Here is a 19133-nt window from a genome sequence, read left to right as displayed (position 1 = left end):
GCTATCGGGTCGCTTGCCGTTTCCTCGCACGCTTGGCGAGCCATGCGCGGGTGGCTTCCTCGACGATCTCGTAGGCGTTCCTCTCGTCATCCGGCGCGGCCTTTTTGAGATTCTTGATCAGTTGGGCGTCCAGACAGACGGGGTGCGAGCGGCGACCGTCCGCGCGGACGCGGTCGGCGGGTTTCGACCCCCTCTTGGGCGATCTGAGCATGGAATTCCTAGATAGCTGGCTGTCTAACGATCTTCCCCGACAGGGTCGTCGAAATGCTTTCGCCCCGCAAGCGCCATCAAGCCGCCCCGCCGCAATGCTCCGCCGCCATTGGGCTTCCCCGTAACCGCGACCCTCCGCGTTAACTATTTCTCCCGGGATTCCAGCCGATACTAGGCGAATCACTCTTGACTTGTCGTCGTCCTGTTCGTCGGCGACACGAGCGTGTTCGCGACCGCCATCTGGGCACCCGTCAGCTTGCAATCATGGAAGAAGGCGGACGATACGATTGTGCCGCGCCATTTAGTGGTGTTGAAGTCGCAGAATAGGAAGTGGGCTTCGGTGAAATTGCAGGATGGCGAGAACTAACGAAAGTGCCTTGTGGTACACATAAGGAACTTCTGCTGCCGGGTCAGTGAGATAGCGGAAAACAGATGATTCCCGACGCCCGCCGATGTTTGTCCTGAAGGGCCAAAAACGGGCCGATTCCATGTGCGACAAACCCTGTCGGAATGGAAAGCTGTCCGGAAATTCTAATGCGAGGGTTTTCCGACAGACTATCCGTTCTCGTTCCGTCCCCTTATGCTTACCAGAACGCCTTTCCGTTACTTCGGGCCTATACTCACGCCGGCGACGCGCAAGGCAGCCGAACTGATCGACGATCTGGTCCGGCTCGAAGCGGCAAAGGGTTTTTTGGAGAAGGAAAACGCCTTACGAGCGCGGCGGATTTTATGTCTAACTCCAATCGCGTGTGCGGCAATCGATCCTCGTCTGCCGTAGAACTTCGACGAAACTCGCGCCTTGCGCCGACTTCTTCTATGCCAACCGCGTGGCCCTGCCCCGTGCGATCTGCGCCTCGTTGTAGTAGCGCGACGCCTGCTGCACGGACCGGTGCCGCGACTGCTGCATGGCCTCGGGAAGCGAAACCCCTTCGCGCGCGGCCTGGGTGAGATAGCCCGAGCGCAATCCATGCGCCGAGTATTGCGACGGATCGAGGCCAGCGGCGGCGCAGCGGCTTTTGATCATGGCGTTTACGCTTTGCGGATCGAGGGCCGCGGCGCCGATACTTCCCCATTTGTCGATCGGCCGAAACACCGGGCCGGCGTCGATTTTCGCGAGGGCGAGCCAGGCCCGCAGGGCCTCGACCGGCCGGCCGACGATGAGCGCGCTCTCGCCGGCGTCCGCCGAAGAGGTTTTGGTGCGCCGCAATCGCACGGCCAGCACAGGCAGCGTCGGCCCTTCCGGCGCCTCGGGATCGGCCGGAACCAGCGCGTGCTCTTCGAGGTCGTCCACCCGTAGCCGGACGATTTCGGAGCGCCGGCGCCCGCCGGAGCCGAAGGCAAGCAAGAGCAGCGCGCGGTCGCGAAGATCGATCGCCCTTCCCCGCCCGCAGGTCGCGAGAAGCTGGTCGAGAATGTCGCGGGTGATCGCACCGGCGCTCTTTCGCGCGGGCGGGCGATCCGCGGCGCGGATCGAAAGACGCAAGGCGTTGCGGATGGCGGGAGCGCCGAAGGGCCCTTCGAGGCCGCGCCAGCGATGCAGCGTCGCCCAAAGCGCGAGGCGGCGCCGCACCGTGGCCGGTGCGTGCGGACCGCGGGCTCGAAGACGTCCCTCCGCGCGCAAGACGTCGGCCACAGCCTCGGGCATGCCGTGGTCGGGATTTTTCGCGCGCTCCGCTTCGTCCCACAAATGATGGGCGACGAAGCGCAGCACGGCCGTCTCGGGGGCGGGCCAGGCGAGCGGCGTCGCGGTCGAAGCGCGCGACCAGGCCTCGAGATAGGCGAGATCGCTTGCCAGCGCCCGCAGCGAGTTCGGGCCCGTGCCGGTCTTGGCGAGATGCGTGAGCGTTTCGATCTCTGCCAAAGTCAGCGACTCGGCCAAACGGTCCCGCGCCGCCAGCGGCAGGAGCCCCGCCAGCTCGTCGATCGCAAAGTCGCTCTCGGACGTCATGACGCGCCCAGCGGTCCGAGGACGGTCACGCCCTCCGCTTTCGCGGCGGCGGCGAGCGCCTTGTCGAGCGTGGCGAGCGGCGCCTCGTGATCGAGCGCCAGCGCGAGATAGGTGGCGTCATAGCTCGTCAGATTGTGTTTGAAGGCCAGACGCGCGATGGCCAGGCCGTCGCCAGAGCCCGCATGCTTGCCATAGAGTTTTTCCACGACGTCGAGCTGCTGCAGCATGTCGTCCTTGGAGCCGCGCCCGCGTCGCGCGGCCATGACGAAGAGGCTGCGCATCTCATGGAGAAACAGGCTCGGCATGAGCGGCGGCTCCCGCGCGGCCTGCCGGCCGAGCGCGGTCGTCGCCGGATTGGCTTCGTCAGGCAGGAACCAGCTGGCGGCGAAGGAGGCGTCGACGACAAAGGGCGTCAATATTTGTGCCCCTCATGCCGCCAAGCGAGGATTTCCTCGACGCTCACGGGCTTGATGGCGCCGCTGTCGCGCAAGGCCAGGGCCCGCTCCATGAGGGCCGCGCGCTCGGCCTGCTCGGCGAGCGGCGCGAGCCGGGCGACGGGCTCGTTGCCGCGGGCGATGATGATCTCTTCGCCGGCTTCGGCCTTGGCGATGAGCTCGGAGAAGCGCGCCTTGGCTTCGCCGATGTTGACGGTGACGGTCATGAAATCCTCGGAGTTTGACTGGCGGACGACGCCGAGCGAGCGATTTTTGCCAGTTTCGGACGGTCTTTCCGACAAGTCAAGCCCTTGACCTGTTAACCATCGATAAGAGGTACTTATCGATGGTCATAGGCCCCTTCCGCAGCCATACCAGCAGACGGAAGCAACGATAGCGGTCAAGACTTTCGATTATGTGTCGATGCCATAACCATGTTGCCAGCGAGCGGCGCTGCCGCAAAGGCGGTGCAATGCGCGTTCTACTTGTCGAAGACGACGCGATGATCGGTGAGGGCCTGGTGGCGGCGCTCGCGGCTGAAGGCATGTCGGTCGACTGGGTCCGCGACGGCACGCACGCCGAAGTTGCGTTGCGGGACAGTGGCTATTCGATCGCCCTGCTCGATCTCGGGCTGCCCGGCTCGGACGGACTCGATCTTCTGAAGGCAGCGCGGCAGCAAGGCGTCGAGACGCCGGTGCTCATCATCACGGCGCGCGACGGGCTCGACAATCGGGTTGCTGGCCTCGATCTCGGGGCGGATGATTACCTCGTTAAGCCCTTCGAGACGCGCGAATTGCAAGCGCGGATGCGGGCACTGATACGTCGCCGCGCGGGACGGGCCATCTCGGTGCTGGTTGCCGGCCGGACAGAACTCAACACTGAGACGCACGAGTTGTCCCGCGGCGGCGTAGCGGAAGTGCTGCCGGCGCGGGAATATGCGTTGATGCATGCGTTGATCGAACGGCCAGGACGAATCCTCTCGCGTTCGCAGATCGAAGAACGAATTTACGGGTGGGGCGAGGAAGTCGAGAGTAACGCGGTCGATGTCCTCATTCATTCCATCCGGCGAAAATTCGGGAAGGACCTGATTTTCAATGTTAGGGGCGCGGGATGGATGGTGCGGACATCATGACAGTCTCGCTGCGTCGCGCCGCCCTTTCGTGGATGACCGGTCTGCTCACCGTTGTGGGGTTCGTCACGATCGTCGTCGCATATCTTTATGCCCGCGGCGAGGCGGCGGAATTTCTTGACAGTCAACTCCGTCAGATTGCGTTGAATGCGGGAACGGGGATGCCTTTCGGCAACGCTCCGGCGGCGGCCGACCAGGACCCGGAGGATCAGTTCGCGATCACGATATGGGATGCGAAGGGGCGCGTTGCCCATCAATCTCTCCCAAGCGTCCAAATTGCGCGACAGGCCCAGCCGGGCTTTGCGAATGTGAAAGCGGGCGGGGAACTTTGGCGGGTCTACACGACGAGCGACAGCGACCGGACGGTCCTGGTCGCTCAGCGCGATACGGTGCTCGCGGAGATCGCCGATAGTGCGGCGCTGGGGGCGACCGCGCCGATCCTCATCATGATCCCGCTCTCCTGGCTCGTGGTCGGATGGGCCATGAATCGCGTGCTCGGGCGACTGGACGAATTGGCGAATGCGATTGCAGAACGCAGCGTGTCGGCGACGGAGCCGATTCCGCTGGCCGGCGTCCCGGTGGAAGTGACGCCGCTCGTCGAGAGCATGAACGGTTTTATTGTGAGACTCCGAGCGGCGGCCGAAACGCAAAAGCGGTTTCTCGCCGACGCCGCGCATGAACTGCGGACGCCGCTCGCGGCGATGCAGATTCAGGTCGATAATCTCGCATCAGGTGGGCCGGGACCGCAGGACGAGCGTGTGGCGGCTCTCGCGGCAGGCGTGAAGCGCGCGAGTTTACTGGTCGATCAACTTCTGAGGTTGGCGAGGCTCGACGAACCAATCCCTGCACACCGCGAGGCGTTCGATGTCGGCGCTCTGCTTCTTGAATGTGTCGGCGATTGTGTGCCGCTCGCGGACCGCAAGGGATTAGATATAGGCGTCAATGCCGGATCGCCCGTCACGAGCCGCGGCATAGAGGGAGAGGTGCGCGTCCTGTTCGCGAACCTAATCGAGAATGCCATCCGATATACGCCGTCAGGCGGAAAGATCGATGTTTTGCTCGATCACCGCGACGGCCAGCTGATTGTCAAAATCCTGGACACTGGAACGGGCCTGCCGAAGGGCGCGGAAGCACGCATCTTCGATCGTTTCTATCGGGGCGCTCCGCAGGAAGGAAAAGGCGCCGGACTCGGGCTGGCAATCGCGCGCCGGATCGCCGAGCGTCATGCCTTTGATTTAACCGTAGAAAATCGTGCCGACGGCGTTGCTGGCGTGGTCGCGCGGGTCACGATGCCTGCCGAGGCCTCAACCCTAGGCCACGCTACGAGCTAATTCGCTCCTAATTCGCGCATTGCACAATCATCCGCATGCGACGCCTTCGCGTGGATGCGGTTACGTCGCTTCACAGGCAAGGGGCGACTGGAGAAAATCATGGACATCACACTACCGCGACGCCTGGGCTTGGTTGGCATGGCGGCAATCCTGCTGGCGTTCGCGCCGCCGGCGCTGGCCTATAGCGGCCAAAAGCTCGCCGGCGAGGCCAAGATCAGCATCGAGAGGGCGCGCGAAATCGCGCTGAAAGCCCATCCCGGCAAAATCACGGATGAAGAACTGGAGCGCGAGGCGGGCGGGAGTGGGCTTCGCTACTCCTTCGACATCAAGCACGGCCGCGTCACCCAGGAAGTCGGCGTCGATGCGGCGACCGGGCAGGTCCTCGAAAACGCGCCTGAAGGGCCAAACCCCGACTGAAGTCGTCGGAACAAATGAACCTGCCCGCCTTGCGCCGCGTGAGGCGGGCCTTCGCACGAATGAGGCAAACAATGAACGACGCCCGGGACATCACGTTGAGCAAAGTGCCTGAAGTCACGCTTGGCTTCTGGATCATCAAGATTCTCGCGACGACGCTCGGGGAAACAGGCGGCGATGCCGTCACGATGTCGATGAACCTAGGCTATGCGATCGGCACCATTATTTTCTTCGGCGTCTTTGTTCTGGCGGTGATCGCGCAAGTTCGTGCGTCGAAATTCAATCCGTACCTTTATTGGCTGACAATCGTCGCGACCACGACCGTGGGCACGACCATGGCCGATTTTGCGGACCGCTCGCTCGGCATTGGATACACGGGCGGCTCCTCGCTGCTGCTTATGCTGCTCATGGCGTCGCTGGCGATTTGGCGCTGGTCGGAGGGTAGCGTCTCCGTGAACACGGTCGCGACGCCACGGGTCGAAGCCTTCTATTGGACGACCATCCTGTTTTCGCAAACCCTCGGCACAGCCCTGGGCGACTGGATGGCTGACTCGAACGGCCTCGGCTTTGGCGGCAGCGCGCTCGTGTTCGGGGCAGCCATTGCGGCAACCGCCGTGACCTACTGCTTCACGAACCTCTCGCGCGTTGGGCTGTTCTGGGCAGCTTTCATTCTGACGCGACCGCTCGGCGCGACCGTTGGCGATCTTCTCGATAAACCGTACGCGCTCGGGGGCCTGGCGTTGAGTCGTTATTACGCGTCGGCCGTGCTCGTTGCCGCGATCCTCGCGTTGATCGTTGTGTTCCCACAGCGTCCAGGCGTGCATCCCAGCGCGGCGAAGACTTGACCACTGCCGTATTGCGACCGCGTGAAAACCAGAGACAGCAACACCCAACGCTAAAGAGATCTGACTCAGAGCGGCGTTTCAATTGGTTTTGAAACGCCGCTCTGATTTCTTGTCCGTGGCTTCCACCAGCGTTCAGGGTTTCCGCCGGCTTCGTAGAATTTGCCTAACCTCGATGTGGCCCTGATGACCAGAATCTCGGTCTCCGGCTGCGCTCTAGATGCCCCCCAAGACCTTTCCGCCGAGATCAGGCGAGGTCGAAGCGATCGGCGTTCATCACCTTGTTCCACGCAGCCACGAATTCGGCCACGAACTTTGCTTGCGCGTCGGCGAAGCCGTAGACTTCGGCAACCGCGCGCAGCTGGGAGTTCGAGCCGAAGATGAGGTCGACACGCGTGCCGGTCCACTTCAGGGCGCCGCTCTTGCGGTCGCGCCCCTCGAACACGTTCTCGTCCGCCGTCGCTTTCCACTCCGTGCCCATGTCCAGAAGGTTCACGAAGAAGTCGTTGGTCAGCGTCTCCGGCCGCTGCGTGAAGACGCCGTGCTGCGACCCGCCGCGGTTCGCGCCCAGGACGCGGAGGCCGCCGACGAGAACCGTCATCTGCGGGGCGGTGAGCGTCAGGAGCTGCGCCTTGTCGATTAGAAGCTCCTCCGCCGGCACGGTGTATCTGGCCTTGAGGTAGTTGCGGAAGCCATCTGCGACCGGCTCGAGATAGGCGAAGGACGCCACATCGGTTTGTTCCTGCGACGCGTCCGTGCGGCCGGGCGCGAAGGGAACGATCACGTCGTGGCCGGCCTTTTTCGCGGCCTGCTCGACGGCGGCCGAGCCGCCGAGGACGATGAGATCGGCGAGCGAGACTTTCTTGCCGTCGCGCGCCGCGCCGTTGAACGCTTTTTGGACGTCCGCAAGCGTCTCGAGAATCCGCGCCAATTGGGCGGGCTGGTTGAGGTCCCAATCCTTCTGCGGCGCGAGACGGATACGCGCCCCGTTCGCCCCGCCGCGCTTGTCGGAGCCGCGGAAGGTCGCCGCCGAAGCCCAGGCGGTCCCGACGAGCTCGGAGATCGAAAGCCCCGTGGCGAGGATTTTGGCCTTGAGATCCGCGATGTCCTTGGCGTCGATCAGCGCGTGGTCGACGGCGGGAACCGGATCCTGCCAGATCAGCTCCTCCGCCGGGACCTCGGGGCCGAGATAGCGGGCGCGCGGACCCATGTCGCGGTGCGTGAGCTTGAACCACGCCCGGGCGAACGCGTCTGCGAACTGATCCGGATGCGCCATGAAGCGCCGGGAGATCTTCTCGTAGGCCGGATCCATCCGCAGCGAAAGGTCCGTGACCAGCATCGTTGGCGCGTGCTGCTTCGACGGGTCGAACGCGTCCGGAATTGGCGTTTCGCCGCCGCCTTTCGCCCTGAACTGATTAGCGCCGGCCGGGCTCTTGGTCAGCTCCCATTCGTATTTGAACAGGTTCTCGAAGAAGTGGTTGCTCCACTTCGTCGGCGTCTGCGACCAGGTAACTTCCGGGCCGCCGGTGATCGCGTCTTTACCTTTGCCGGTGCCGAACTTGCTCTTCCAGCCAAGGCCTTGCTCCTCGATGGGCGCGGCTTCTGGCTCGGGGCCGACAAGCGCCGCATCGCCGGCGCCGTGGGTCTTGCCGAAGCTGTGTCCGCCGGCGATGAGCGCAACCGTCTCCTCGTCGTTCATTGCCATGCGCTTGAAGCTCTCGCGAATGTCGATGGCGGCGGCGACCGGATCTGGCTTGCCGTTCGGCCCATTCGGGTTCACGTAGATGAGTCCCATCTGCACCGCGGCAAGCGGATTCTCGAGCTGGCGGTCACCGGTATAGCGCTCATCGCTACGAGGATCAGGGAACCAAACCTTCTCCTTGCCCCAGTAGACGGCCTCGTCGGGCTCCCACACATCGGCACGGCCGCCGCCGAAGCCGAAGGTCTTGAAGCCCATCGTCTCGAGCGCGACATTGCCTGCGAGGATCATGAGGTCGGCCCAAGAGATTTTCCGGCCGTATTTCTGCTTGATCGGCCACAGGAGCCGGCGCGCCTTGTCGAGGCTCGCATTGTCCGGCCAGGAGTTGAGCGGCGCGAAGCGCTGCTGGCCGGACCCGGCGCCGCCGCGGCCGTCGCCGACGCGATAGGTGCCGGCGGCGTGCCACGCCATGCGAATGAAGAGCCCTCCGTAGTGGCCGAAATCCGCAGGCCACCAGTCCTGGCTGTCCGTCATCAGCGCGGCGAGGTCTTTCTTCAGTGCCTCGAAGTCGAGCTTCTTGAATTCTTCCCGATAGTCGAACGCCTCGCCCATCGGATCGGAAAGGGGCGAGTTCTGCCGGAGAATCTTGAGGTTCAGCTGATTCGGCCACCAGTCGCTGTTCGACCTCATGCCAAGCCTCGTCGTTCCGTGCACGACCGGGCACTTGCCCGCATTCATGTCAGTCTTCGCGTCCATGTTCCTCTCCGACCGTGTTCCAGTTTTCTTCGAATTGTTCGTATGGAACCTGGGCAGCCGCTTCCTTCACTCGCACCTTCGCTCATTGCCGCATGTTACACAGGCAATTGGCTCGCGAGCACGTCGACTGCCCGCTAACGTAAGTGCGAGCACTGCGACACGGAATGGCCTGTGACATAGGGCGCTGCCAAAGGTCCGGCAATGTCGCCCAATCTGAACGCCGGGAACCAAGCGTCTGACTTGGTCCGCTCACTGGTCCCGTTCTCCGAAATCATCGAAAGCTACAAAATGGAGCCCAGCTGCCGCCTGAGGATGCGTCTGTAGCGGCGGCAAATTTGGGGTTCGGCGGACCCATCGGAACGAAGCGCCCGTGACGCAGGTTGACCCTAAGAGTGCTCTCTGATTGGGGTCCGTGCAGTCAAGCTAAAGCCAAGGCCGCGGTCGCCTACAACGCGACGGCGGATTACTTTGACCACCCCGCTTTCGCAGTTCAAATCGTGGTTGAGCGACGTGCCGTCGCTATATACGATACCGGCATTCGCAGGAGTCTGAGGGCGTGCCGGCCCACTTCCGACCCAGCCGACCCCGTCTCAGCGGGGACGCCGACGCAACGCTAATTTCTCCAACGACGCTGACGCGATCGTCGCGATTAATACCAAGGTTTTGGAGGGCGTGCCGTGCTGACTTGTCTTCGTGGAGCCCATGTTGTTGATCCCGTCCACGAGACCGACAGCGTGGGCGATGTTTGGTTCGAAGATGGCCACATCGTCGCGCAGCCAGAAGGTCGCAAGCCCGACGCCGAATATGATGTGTCCGGCCATATCGTGATGGCAGGCGCGATCGACATCCATTCGCATATTGCCGGCGGCGGCGTGAACGCGGCACGCCTTTTAATGCCGGAGGCGCATCGCGCTCATCGTCCGCGACCGCCGGGCACGCCTCTTTCGACGGCGGGGTGGTCGACCTTCGAGACTGGCCGTCTCTACGCGCAAATGGGCTATACCACGGTCATCGAACCCGCCATCTTGCCTCATCAGGCTCTCCACGCCCATCTCGAACTCGCGGACATCCCGATCATCGATAAGGGATTCTTGACCGTTCTCGGCAACGACGACTTTCTCCTGAGCGCATTTCGTAACAATGAAAGGGACGCCGCGATCGTCGATTATATTGGCGCGACGCTCGAATCGACGCGCGCAATCGGCATCAAATGCGCGAATCCCGGCGGTGTGTGCGCATGTAAGCAAAATCTTCGTTCCTTCTCGCTCGACGACAAGGTGCCGGAATATGGGCTCTCCTCGCGCGATATTTTTACACGATTGCAGCGCGCGGTGGCGGCGACAGGTATTCCTCACCCCTTGCATTTGCATATGAGTAATCTTGGCCTGGCGGGAAACGTCGAGACTGCGCTCGCGACCATAGACGCTTCGCAGGGCTTGCCGTTGCATCTCGCGCATGCGCAATTCTACGCCTATGGCAAGGAAGGGAAGAATGGGTTCTCTTCTGCTGCAGCGCAACTCGCTGAGAAGATCAACGCCGACAAGAAGGTCACCATGGACGTCGGCCAAGTGATGTTTGCGAACACGGTGACGATTTCCACCGACGTCATGAAGCAATTGAACAGCCTGCCCAGCGGCCGACCGAAGAAAGGTGTGATTTTTGACGGAGACAGCAGCGGCTTGGGCGTGGTGCCTTATGCCTACCGAGTCTCGGATTTCTTCAACGCGGTGCAATGGGCTGCGGGGCTAGAACTGTTCTTGCTGACCAACGATCCGATGCGCGTTTTCTTCACGGTCGATCACCCGAACGGCGCGCCTTTCACATCCTACCCCGAAGTCCTAGCCCTGCTAATGAGTGCTGACAAACGCGCGCAATGGTTGTCACGATTACCGGCGGACGTGCTCGAAATGACCTCCTTGCCTTCGATCAAACGAGAATACTCCTTATACGAAGTCGCCACCATGACGCGCGCCGCGCCGCGCAAGCTTTATGGGTTCAACGATCGCGGCGAACTCGGGCCCGGCGCCGTCGCCGATATCGCGGTCTACAAACCGCAAAGAGACAAAGCCGGCATGTTCCGCGACGCAGCCTACGTCTTCAAGGACGGCGATCTCGTCGTGCGCGACGGCAAGGTCTCTCGCTACACCCATGGAAAGACATTGCACGTACATCCCGAATACGACCGCGCGATCAACAAACGTCTCGACTCCTATTACGACGATCTCTACGGCATGCCGCGCTCGCTTTTTGAAGTCTCGGATGCCGCCCTTCCCAACAAGGACGCCTTCGCGGAGGTTCCAAGCCGCCGTTTAGGAGGCAGCATCGGAAGAGCAGAAGCAGTTCATCGACGCGGGTGAGCGCTGCCACGGGCTTCAGCGCCGACACCTCTCTGAGAGCCGCGGGCAGGCGATACATTTGGGATGCCGGCGCGGCGGAGCGACAAATTGCTGTCGCCGTTTCTCATACCACTCGCCGATCTTGATTCACCTCGTGCGAACGGCGACCTAAATGTCGCCGCCCTGCCCAGCTCCGCTTCTATCTCCAACAATCGATTGTATTTGGCGATGCGCTCGCTGCGGCTCGCCGAACCTGTCTTGATTTGCCCGCCGCCCATGGCCACGGCGAAGTCTGCTATGAAAGCATCCTCGGTTTCGCCGGAACGATGAGAGATAACATAAGCCCATCCCGCCTCGCGGCACAAAGCAATCGCTTGCATCGTCTCACTGACGGATCCGATTTGATTGAGCGTGATCAGCACGGGGTTCGCCGCGTTCTCCGCTATACCCCGCCGAATGAAGGCCGGGTTTGTGACGAAGATGTCGTCGCCGACAATCTGGGCGCGACCGCTTTGGGCGGCTGTCTGACGTGCAAAACCTGACCAATCATTCTCGTTAAGGCCGTCTTCGATCAAGACGATAGGGAAGGCTTCGAGCCACTTTTCATAGGAAGCGATCAGCTCGTCGCTCGTTTCCTGCGCTTGGCCAAACTTGGCGAGATCGTAGCCATCGCCAGCCCAACATGAGTTTGCCGCCGGCTCAGCAATCCGCGTTGGTCGGCGCCATCCAATTCGGCGCCGGCAACGTCGGCGCCTTGGCCTACGGGACGCCTTGGCCGATGGCGCGGCGACGGATGGGGTCGACGCCTCCGCGGTGGCGCGCATGGAATTTGCTGCTGATCGCGACGCTGGTCTTCGTCGCCGGATTCAGCGCCCATCTCGCGCCCGGCTGAACGAGTGAAGGCGCCAAATAAAAGGGAGGAGACCGGCCGCCTCCCCCTTTCTTACGGCGCTGGGCCAGGCTACGAGGCTCTCTGGAACCGCGCGGCCTCTTCCGAACCCTTTGTGGCGTCGCCGGCGCTGTAGGAATGGGCGCCGACTCCGGCGAGCTTGCCGCCGTCGACGATGAGATATTCGTCGCGGATCGGCCTTCCCTCGAACCAGCACTCCAAGATCTCGCGCACGCCGGCGGCGTAGCGCGCCTGCGCGGAAAGCGAGGTCCCCGAGATATGAGGCGTCATGCCATGATGGGGCATGGTGCGCCAGGGATGATCCTTCGGCGCCGGCTGGGGAAACCACACATCGCCCGCATAGCCTGCGAGTTGGCCGCTCTCGAGCGCGCGCACGATCGCGTCGCGATCGCAGATCTTTCCGCGGGCCGTGTTCACGAGATAGGCGCCGCGCTTCATCTTCGAGAGCATCTTGTCGTCGAACATATGCTCGGTTTCAGGATGAAGCGGGCAATTGATCGTTACCACATCGCAAACCGTGACCATATCCTCGACGTTCGGATGCCAATGCAGATCGAGCTCCTTCTCCACCGCCTCCGGGAGACGATGGCGGTCGAAGTAATGCAGCTGTACGTCGAAGGGTTTCAGGCGCCGCAACACCGCAAGACCGATGCGACCAGCGGCCACGGTGCCGATATGCATGCCCTCCACGTCGTAAGAGCGCGAGACGCAATCGGCGATGTTCCAACCGCCCTTGATGACCCAGTTATAGGAGGGAATGTAGTTGCGCACGAGGCCGAGGATCATCATCACGACGTGCTCGGCGACGCTGATCGAATTGCAGAAGGTGACTTCCGTGACCGTGATCTTGCGATCGATCGCCGCCTGCAGATCGACATGATCGGAGCCGATGCCAGCGGTCACCGCGAGTTTGAGCTTCGGGGCCTTGGCGATGCGTTCCTCCGTCAGATAAGCCGGCCAGAATGGCTGCGAGATGACGATTTCCGCATCGTGCAGCTCCTGTTCAAGCCTAGAATTCGGCCCGTCCTTGTCCGAGGTGACGACGAGCGTATGACCTTGGCTTTCGAGATATTTGCGCAGTCCCAACTCCCCCGAGACGCTGCCGAGCAGTGCGCCCGGCGTAAAGTCGATCGCCTTCGGGTGGGGCACAATCTGACCGTCTGGATACTTCAGGATTTTCGGCAGATCGTCGCGCGGGTAGGATTTGGGATAGCCGTCGACGGGATCGTCATACAGCACGAGGACAACCTTAGCCATTTTGAACACTCCTTTCCCGTCTGGAAATAGAGGAGCATTCGGCCATTTCGCGATAGTCGAGCAAATTTCACCGACATTCCCGCGTGAACGCCGAACCGGCGCCGATGTTCCCGTTTCCAGCTGGAAGAGGTTGTGACACTGCTTTCGCGTCATTCAGGTTCGCTGGACTCACCGACCGCTCAGGATCATCAAGCGACCGATCAATCGATTCGCCGTGCGGCCGCTGCACCTTCGGCCCCGAAAATCACGGTGGCGGATCGCGGGGCCGCCGGGAGCGATTCAGCCGCCTCGCGCCACCATTCATGACCCGCGCCTCAACTGCTCTTCTGCGCTCACGGCTTGAGCGCTGGAGCCTACGGCAAGCCCTTTGGAGACGACGCGGCCCGCCGGGAAATACGCCAGGGCGCTTTTTTGCGGGCGTTCTTCCCTTACCTGATAAAGGCGCCATATCTCCGCCCAAGCCTCTGACGGAATTGAGGGGAGCGCCATGGCCAGTAGACAGCAACGCGGCAATCGCGAACAAAAAAGCCCAAGAAAGACGAATCGATGATTGCGCCCGCGTCGCAGGGTTTGATTTGGGAAAGTGTCGACAAGGCGCATGCAAAAGCCCGCACCGGTGGAAGGAAATAGCTGCGGACGTTGCCCGAAAACGTAGACCGAAAATGCTCCGATCTCGGACGAGCAGGCGTGCCATTTTGCTTTTGAGGGAGCATGTCAAGCTGCCCCGGACCAACATTTCAATCTCAGACAGAACACGATAAGTTGCGTCAGTCACTTCTTTAGCCCCGGCGGGTGGATCATGAACACAGCCAACCTCCAGCTTGAAGGCGTTTACGCCGTATTGGCGGCTCTGTTCGGCGCCTTGCGGGAGAAGGGAGTTTGCAATGACCAAGAGATCGACCAACTTTTGGCGGGCGTTGAAAAAGCTTTGGCTTCTGATCCGCAACGGCCGACCGAATTGCGTGGCGCCAACATTGACGCCATCTGTTTCCCGGCCCGGTTTTTGAGGCACGCGTTGCAAGCCTCTTCCGAGGGACACCATCTTTCTTTTGCACAACTTGTCAGCCGCGTGGGGCAAACGAAACCGGATCATTGATAAATGGCATTTGCGGTGCTGCCAGTGGCTGAATGCGCCAGTCAGCCCAGGCCCGCTTCAGGTCACCCAGCGACGAACCCTCGGCGCGCCCTCGGTCTGGTCCTCCTTCGACTGCGGGTCTGCGTCGCTGGGAAAGGTATTTTCGGCGTACGCCAACCGCCCCCTTCTCCGCTCGCGAACGCCGTTGGCGCTAGATTTGAACGCCTGAAACGACTACGTCGGTGCTGGCGACAGCCCGCTGGCTGGCGGTGCTCGGGAGCGGCGTTATTCGTTGCGCCTGCAGTAAGAACGCCGCCGGAGCGCAATGGATCAATGCGCTCCTGACCCGCCGTCCGGCGCGTCCTGTCTCAGTCGCGCTCGCCAACAAGACCGCGTGGAGCGCGCAAAGGCTGTACTGGTCGCAGCCAGTTGCAAAAAGGTACGATCATGGCCCGAGAAGACCGCCAATTGCCGTCCCGCGAAACGATGGAATATGACGTCGTCATCGTCGGCGCCGGTCCCGCCGGCCTCGCCGCCGCAATTCGCTTGAGGCAGGTTTCGCCGGACGCTTCCGTCGTCGTCATCGAAAAGGGTTCGGAAGCCGGCGCGCATATTCTTTCCGGCGCGGTGATCGATCCCATTGGCCTCGACCGGCTCCTACCCGGTTGGCGCGAGAATGAAGATCGGCCACTTAAGACGCAGGTGCACGAAGACAATTTCTTCCTGTTCAGCGAAAACGGGGGCTTTCGCATCCCCAATTTCCTGATGCCGAAGCTCATGAACAACCATGGCAATTTCATTGGTTCACTTGCCAATGTCGTGCGTTTTCTTGCGTCCGAAGCTGAGGCTTTGGGCGTCGAAATCTATCCCGGCGTTGCCGGCGCCGAACTGCTTTACGGCGACAAGGGCGAAGTGCTTGGCGTCGCCACGGGCGACATGGGCGTCGGGCGCGACGGCAAGCCCAAGGACAGGTTCACGCGCGGCATAGAACTGCACGGCAAGTACACGCTGTTCGCCGAAGGCGCGCGCGGCTCGCTCTCCAAACAGGTCATCGCCAAATACGATCTCGCGAAAGACAGCGAGCCGCAGAAATTCGGCATCGGCTTCAAAGAGCTATGGCGCATCAAGAAGGCAAAGCACAAGGCGGGGCTGGTGCAGCACAGTTTTGGCTGGCCGCTCGCCGCTGACACCGGCGGCGGCTCCTTCATCTATCATTTCGATGAGGACCTTGTGTCCATCGGATTCGTCGTGCATCTGAATTACTCCAACCCAACGCTCTCGCCCTTCGACGAATTTCAGCGCTTCAAGACGCATCCGCTAATTGCGCCGACGCTCGAAGATGGAGAGCGTTCCTGCTATGGTGCGCGCGCTCTCACCGAAGGCGGCTGGCAAAGCGTGCCCAAGCTCGTCTTCCCCGGCGGCGCGCTTATCGGCTGCGCGGCCGGCTTCATGAATGTCCCGCGCATAAAGGGATCGCACAACGCGATGCTTTCCGGAATTCTCGCCGCCGAGCATGTCGCTAAGGCGCTGGCCGAGAGTCGCGCACATGATGAAGTCTTCGCTTATGACGCGGCGTGGCGCACCTCCGACATCGGCCGCGATTTGAAACCCGTACGCAACGTCAAGCCGTTGTGGTCGAAATATGGGACTTATCTCGGCGCGTCGCTCGGCGGTCTCGATATGTGGACAAATGAATTGTTTGGCCTCTCCTTCTTCGGCACGCTGAAACAGGGTAAGCCTGATCACGCCTGTCTGACGCCTTTATCGGAAGTGACGCCGATCGCCTATCCCAAGCTTTCAAGCAAGCTCGTGTTCGACAAGCTCTCTTCGGTGTTCGTGTCGAACACCAATCATGAGGAAGATCAGCCCGTGCATCTGCGGCTTGCAGACCCCAACGTTCCGGTGCGCGACAATCTCCCGCGTTATGGCGAGCCGGCTCCGCTCTACTGCCCGGCGGGCGTGTATGAAGTCGTCTATGGCGACGAAGCGACGAAAAGCGATCCGCGTTTCGTCATCAACGCGCAGAACTGTGTTCACTGCAAGACATGCGACATCAAAGACCCGGCGCAAAACATCACCTGGGCTCCACCGGAAGGCGGCGGCGGTCCGAACTATCCGAATATGTGAAGACAAGCTCCTTCTCCCCGTGAACAACACGCTTTTGCTCCCCGCCGACGGCGCGTCGGCGCGCGCGAGCCGATTTTCGCCTATCCATCGCCACAGTCGCGATTCCTGCACGCGATCGCCAGCTTTGCAATGCTTTGATGCACTCGCGCGAACCCAGAATTTCGCCTTGATACGCGACGATCCCGACGCGCCTGCGGGCGCCTGGATCATTGGGCTGCCCACAACATTCCTGTCGATTGAACCGGTCTTGTCGAAGGCGCAGGGCAACCGAAAACCCATGACAATTTCAAACAGGCAATTAACGATTCCAGACCGCTTGGACATTGCGGGCCATGTCCCCCCGATCGACAAGGAGTTCATCATTACCATTTTCGCCTGCTCGCACTTCCACGCGCAGACCTTCCATTTCGAACCCATCCTTCTTACGAAGAAGTTGAACAAGAGGTGCGCAAATTCGCACTGCAGGAGGCGACTTTGGTCGGCATCTATCGGCGGTGACAAGGAAACGTGTTCAAACCCCGGGCAAACTCTTTCGATTCCTGTCGTGGAATAAGTTTCGGCGCCGAGCAACAATGCCAGCCACGACCTGGGTTGAGACTTCAAGATCAATCGAGGCGCCGCGATCGCTACTGGCCGACCTTGCGGCGGTGATAGAGATAGGCGGGGACGACGGCTGCAATTAGCTGCGGCATGATTCCCAGTCCTTCCAGCGTCGCTCCGCTCGCTTTCGCCTCATCCGAAACGACGTTGTCACGGCGGAGCAATTCAACCTGATCGGTCGTCATGGATAGCAATTTCGGGAACAGTCCGAGGGACAGCTTGCCGGCAATTTGTGTGGTGCTCGCCATGAGCTTCCCCATTTCGAACGAGAGCGGGACCAAATACCGGTGCCGGCGTGTAACGTCGCAAACATACTGAACGAGTTCACGAAAGGTCTTCACCTCGGGTCCACCCAGCTCGTAGATTGCTCCGGGGGTCGCCTTGCCGTCGAGGGCGAGAGCCGCGGCCTGTGCGATGTCATCCACGAAAACGGGTTGGAATCGTGTGCTTGCGCCGACGAGCGGCAGAATCGGCATGAGCCGGGCCATGGCTGCGAACCGGTTGAAGAAATCATCCTCTGGGCCAAACACGATCGACGGGCGAAAAATGACGGCGTGGGGCGCCAGTTCGTGCACCGCGGCCTCGCCCTCGGCCTTGCTGCGGGCGTAAGCGGAAGGAGAGTTTATACGTGCGCCGATCGCCGATATGTGAACGAAACGCGTAATGCCGGCTTCTTTAACCGCTTCGGCTACCGTGCGCGCTCCCTGCGACTGAATATCGGCAAATGTCTGATCGTTACTTTCGATCAGGATGCCGACGAGATTGATTGCGGCGTCCGCGCCTTCTAGCGCGGCTGCGATCGACTGCGGAGACCGCAAATTAGCCTGAACCACATCAATTTGGCCCGGCTCGCCGAGTGACCGCAGATCGAAGGCGCGATCAGGGCGTCGGCACGCCACGCGGACGCACCACCCGTTACGCGCTAGCGCGCGCACGACATGTCGCCCGATAAAGCCGGATCCGCCAAATACTGTCACCAGCCCTTTTCGCGTTTGATTATCGTTCACCGCGGCCTCACGGAGTTTTAGCGGAATCAACCGTCAGGCGAGAACAGAAGTTGCCGCCCTCGTGATCGCCTCTACCGGCGCCGCTCCCGTTCGTCACGTCCGCGACGCCGCAATGATGTCAGATAGGGGAGCGATTGCGCGTGTCTCGTGCGCACAGCCGATAAAAGCGTTCATCGCGAAATCCGCCGACAGGGGAGAACGCGCAATTGACTCACAAACCTTGAGGCGTTCTGATTTCGTGCAGCGGCCAACTCAGAACTGTCTCCGACGGCGCGCGTTTTCAATCAAGCCGTTGCTGCTTTGCCGGAAGCGATATCAACGACGGCCAGTTGTTCAATGAGCATAACTGGTTTGAACGCCACCACCGCAGTAGTATCTTTGCAAAGGACGGTTCCATAGTGACCCCAGAGCGAAGCCGGGGCTCTTCGAGCCTTGGTCACATTCTAGATTCCGGGCTTGTGCAAGGCGGCCGGCAATTCCCGATCACCGAAATCGATTACAGATCGCTGGAGGATCTTGCCGGTCGAGTTGACAATCAATTGAAAGCGCCGATTCTTATAGAAAAACGTCAGCCGGTATCGTCCCACATCCTCGTTCTCGCCCTTCTCACAGAGGCTCGTCAGTTCCCCGCTGCGCATCAGTGATTGAACCATCGGCGTTTCAAGATCGAACCCATATGCGATCACTGCGGCGGGAACCTGAACCGCATCATCCTCGAACGCGATCGTCGTAGCGGAAGCTTCGCCCAGAAGCGACGAATATGGCTTTACGGCATCTGCGGTCATATGTTGCTGCTCCAGACCAATTCAAACCCACTCTCTTTTCAATTCATGTCGCCTTGCCTTCTTCCGGTCCGACCCAATGCGCCGCAACACAATATGCCGTCGGCGACGGAGCTGCTCCGAAAATCAATTCATCGGCGCAACGAAGATGACGATGTCTCAGGTCGCCGATCGTTTCCTCAAACACATTGGTTAGAAGATGCCTTGAGCGCCTGGGCCTTTGACGCGAAAAAATGAGGGAGTCCGGAAACGCGACGATAAATTGCCAACGAGAGA

At 61.2% G+C, this 19133-nt stretch carries 17 protein-coding genes and 1 pseudogene; 9 read left to right on the top strand and 9 right to left on the bottom strand.

The features are described 5' to 3' along the window. Nucleotide 1: 1 nt before the first annotated feature. From H2LOC_RS20840 to H2LOC_RS20825, 4 genes are all read right to left on the bottom strand, one after another. A complete protein-coding gene (locus H2LOC_RS20840) occupies nt 2–211 on the bottom strand; it encodes a hypothetical protein (protein ID WP_136498121.1) in 210 nt (69 codons plus the stop codon). An 813-nt stretch (nt 212–1024) separates the two neighbouring features. Then, a complete protein-coding gene (locus H2LOC_RS20835) occupies nt 1025–2158 on the bottom strand; it encodes a tyrosine-type recombinase/integrase (protein ID WP_136498120.1) in 1134 nt (377 codons plus the stop codon). After that, nucleotides 2155–2574 (bottom strand): type II toxin-antitoxin system VapC family toxin, encoded by a 420-nt coding sequence (locus H2LOC_RS20830; protein ID WP_162009818.1) that lies wholly within the window; start codon nt 2572–2574, stop codon nt 2155–2157. The genes H2LOC_RS20835 and H2LOC_RS20830 overlap by 4 nt, the downstream gene beginning before the upstream one ends. Then, nucleotides 2571–2819 (bottom strand): type II toxin-antitoxin system Phd/YefM family antitoxin, encoded by a 249-nt coding sequence (locus H2LOC_RS20825; protein ID WP_136498118.1) that lies wholly within the window; start codon nt 2817–2819, stop codon nt 2571–2573. Before H2LOC_RS20825 ends, H2LOC_RS20830 begins: the two co-directional genes overlap by 4 nt. A gap of 245 nt (nt 2820–3064) precedes the next feature. Here H2LOC_RS20825 and H2LOC_RS20820 point away from each other — a divergent pair, with 245 nt between their 5' ends. The 4 genes from H2LOC_RS20820 (at nt 3065) to H2LOC_RS20805 (ending at nt 6311) form a co-directional block, all read left to right on the top strand. Beyond that, nucleotides 3065–3724, top strand: a complete 660-nt coding sequence (locus H2LOC_RS20820; protein ID WP_136498117.1) for a response regulator — start codon at nt 3065–3067, stop codon at nt 3722–3724. Next, complete coding sequence (locus H2LOC_RS20815; protein ID WP_246207326.1) at nt 3703–5052, top strand: ATP-binding protein; 1350 nt, start codon at nt 3703–3705, stop codon at nt 5050–5052. The genes H2LOC_RS20820 and H2LOC_RS20815 overlap by 22 nt, the downstream gene beginning before the upstream one ends. A gap of 99 nt (nt 5053–5151) precedes the next feature. Beyond that, nucleotides 5152–5469 carry a PepSY domain-containing protein gene (locus H2LOC_RS20810; protein ID WP_202620600.1) on the top strand — a complete coding sequence of 106 codons (318 nt, stop codon included), beginning with the start codon at nt 5152–5154 and terminating at the stop codon, nt 5467–5469. Between the two features lie 71 nt (nt 5470–5540). Continuing rightward, nucleotides 5541–6311, top strand: a complete 771-nt coding sequence (locus tag H2LOC_RS20805; protein ID WP_136498116.1) for a COG4705 family protein — start codon at nt 5541–5543, stop codon at nt 6309–6311. 244 nt (nt 6312–6555) lie between these two features. Here H2LOC_RS20805 and katG read toward each other — a convergent pair whose 3' ends face one another. Next, complete coding sequence (gene katG / locus H2LOC_RS20800) at nt 6556–8763, bottom strand: catalase/peroxidase HPI (RefSeq protein ID WP_154331772.1); 2208 nt, start codon at nt 8761–8763, stop codon at nt 6556–6558. Nucleotides 8764–9440: 677 nt separating this feature from the next. Between katG and H2LOC_RS20795 the strand changes: the two genes are divergently transcribed. Next, a complete protein-coding gene (locus tag H2LOC_RS20795; protein WP_136498115.1) occupies nt 9441–11120 on the top strand; it encodes a formylmethanofuran dehydrogenase subunit A in 1680 nt (559 codons plus the stop codon). A 149-nt stretch (nt 11121–11269) separates the two neighbouring features. Here H2LOC_RS20795 and H2LOC_RS21870 read toward each other — a convergent pair. Next, nucleotides 11270–11800 (bottom strand): annotated as a pseudogene (locus tag H2LOC_RS21870) (phosphopyruvate hydratase family protein); the annotation flags it as partial. Here H2LOC_RS21870 and H2LOC_RS21865 point away from each other — a divergent pair. Next, on the top strand, nt 11782–11991 hold the full coding sequence (locus tag H2LOC_RS21865) for a hypothetical protein (protein WP_246207340.1): 210 nt from the start codon (nt 11782–11784) through the stop codon (nt 11989–11991). The pseudogene H2LOC_RS21870 and the gene H2LOC_RS21865 overlap by 19 nt on opposite strands. A gap of 69 nt (nt 11992–12060) precedes the next feature. On the opposite strand, the gene H2LOC_RS20785 is transcribed toward H2LOC_RS21865, so the two are convergent. Next, on the bottom strand, nt 12061–13266 hold the full coding sequence (locus H2LOC_RS20785; RefSeq protein WP_136498113.1) for an NAD-dependent formate dehydrogenase: 1206 nt from the start codon (nt 13264–13266) through the stop codon (nt 12061–12063). Nucleotides 13267–14065: 799 nt separating this feature from the next. Between H2LOC_RS20785 and H2LOC_RS20780 the strand changes: the two genes are divergently transcribed. The 3 genes from H2LOC_RS20780 (at nt 14066) to H2LOC_RS21860 (ending at nt 17021) form a co-directional block, all read left to right on the top strand. Further along, a complete protein-coding gene (locus tag H2LOC_RS20780) occupies nt 14066–14362 on the top strand; it encodes a hypothetical protein (RefSeq protein ID WP_154331771.1) in 297 nt (98 codons plus the stop codon). A gap of 426 nt (nt 14363–14788) precedes the next feature. Next, nucleotides 14789–16468 (top strand): electron transfer flavoprotein-ubiquinone oxidoreductase, encoded by a 1680-nt coding sequence (locus H2LOC_RS20775; protein ID WP_246207323.1) that lies wholly within the window; start codon nt 14789–14791, stop codon nt 16466–16468. 19 nt (nt 16469–16487) lie between these two features. Further along, nucleotides 16488–17021: a YbhB/YbcL family Raf kinase inhibitor-like protein gene (locus H2LOC_RS21860; protein ID WP_246207321.1), complete on the top strand. Its 534-nt coding sequence runs from the start codon at nt 16488–16490 to the stop codon at nt 17019–17021. 73 nt (nt 17022–17094) lie between these two features. Here the strand turns inward: H2LOC_RS21860 and H2LOC_RS20765 are convergent, their stop codons facing one another. Together H2LOC_RS20765 and H2LOC_RS20760 are read right to left on the bottom strand one after the other, a co-directional pair. Continuing rightward, on the bottom strand, nt 17095–18075 hold the full coding sequence (locus tag H2LOC_RS20765; protein WP_136498112.1) for a complex I NDUFA9 subunit family protein: 981 nt from the start codon (nt 18073–18075) through the stop codon (nt 17095–17097). A gap of 443 nt (nt 18076–18518) precedes the next feature. After that, a complete protein-coding gene (locus tag H2LOC_RS20760; RefSeq protein ID WP_246207319.1) occupies nt 18519–18860 on the bottom strand; it encodes a DUF6522 family protein in 342 nt (113 codons plus the stop codon). Nucleotides 18861–19133: the final 273 nt, after the last annotated feature.

Source organism: Methylocystis heyeri, from assembly GCF_004802635.2.
GTDB lineage: Bacteria > Pseudomonadota > Alphaproteobacteria > Rhizobiales > Beijerinckiaceae > Methylocystis > Methylocystis heyeri.
Note: the sequence above shows the minus strand (reverse complement) of the source record. Positions and strands in the feature narration are given on the sequence as shown.

Excerpts from the sequence above, each read along its gene's own strand:
- H2LOC_RS20840 (WP_136498121.1), bottom strand. The coding sequence starts at position 211 with ATGCTCAGATCGCCCAAGAGGGGGTCGAAACCCGCCGACCGCGTCCGC.
- H2LOC_RS20835 (WP_136498120.1), bottom strand. The coding sequence starts at position 2,158 with ATGACGTCCGAGAGCGACTTTGCGATCGACGAGCTGGCGGGGCTCCTG.
- H2LOC_RS20825 (WP_136498118.1), bottom strand. The coding sequence starts at position 2,819 with ATGACCGTCACCGTCAACATCGGCGAAGCCAAGGCGCGCTTCTCCGAG.
- H2LOC_RS20820 (WP_136498117.1), top strand. The coding sequence starts at position 3,065 with ATGCGCGTTCTACTTGTCGAAGACGACGCGATGATCGGTGAGGGCCTG.
- H2LOC_RS20815 (WP_246207326.1), top strand. The coding sequence starts at position 3,703 with ATGGATGGTGCGGACATCATGACAGTCTCGCTGCGTCGCGCCGCCCTT.
- H2LOC_RS20810 (WP_202620600.1), top strand. The coding sequence starts at position 5,152 with ATGGACATCACACTACCGCGACGCCTGGGCTTGGTTGGCATGGCGGCA.
- H2LOC_RS20805 (WP_136498116.1), top strand. The coding sequence starts at position 5,541 with ATGAACGACGCCCGGGACATCACGTTGAGCAAAGTGCCTGAAGTCACG.
- katG (WP_154331772.1), bottom strand. The coding sequence starts at position 8,763 with ATGGACGCGAAGACTGACATGAATGCGGGCAAGTGCCCGGTCGTGCAC.
- H2LOC_RS21865 (WP_246207340.1), top strand. The coding sequence starts at position 11,782 with ATGAGTTTGCCGCCGGCTCAGCAATCCGCGTTGGTCGGCGCCATCCAA.
- H2LOC_RS20785 (WP_136498113.1), bottom strand. The coding sequence starts at position 13,266 with ATGGCTAAGGTTGTCCTCGTGCTGTATGACGATCCCGTCGACGGCTAT.
- H2LOC_RS20780 (WP_154331771.1), top strand. The coding sequence starts at position 14,066 with ATGAACACAGCCAACCTCCAGCTTGAAGGCGTTTACGCCGTATTGGCG.
- H2LOC_RS20775 (WP_246207323.1), top strand. The coding sequence starts at position 14,789 with ATGGCCCGAGAAGACCGCCAATTGCCGTCCCGCGAAACGATGGAATAT.
- H2LOC_RS20760 (WP_246207319.1), bottom strand. The coding sequence starts at position 18,860 with ATGACCGCAGATGCCGTAAAGCCATATTCGTCGCTTCTGGGCGAAGCT.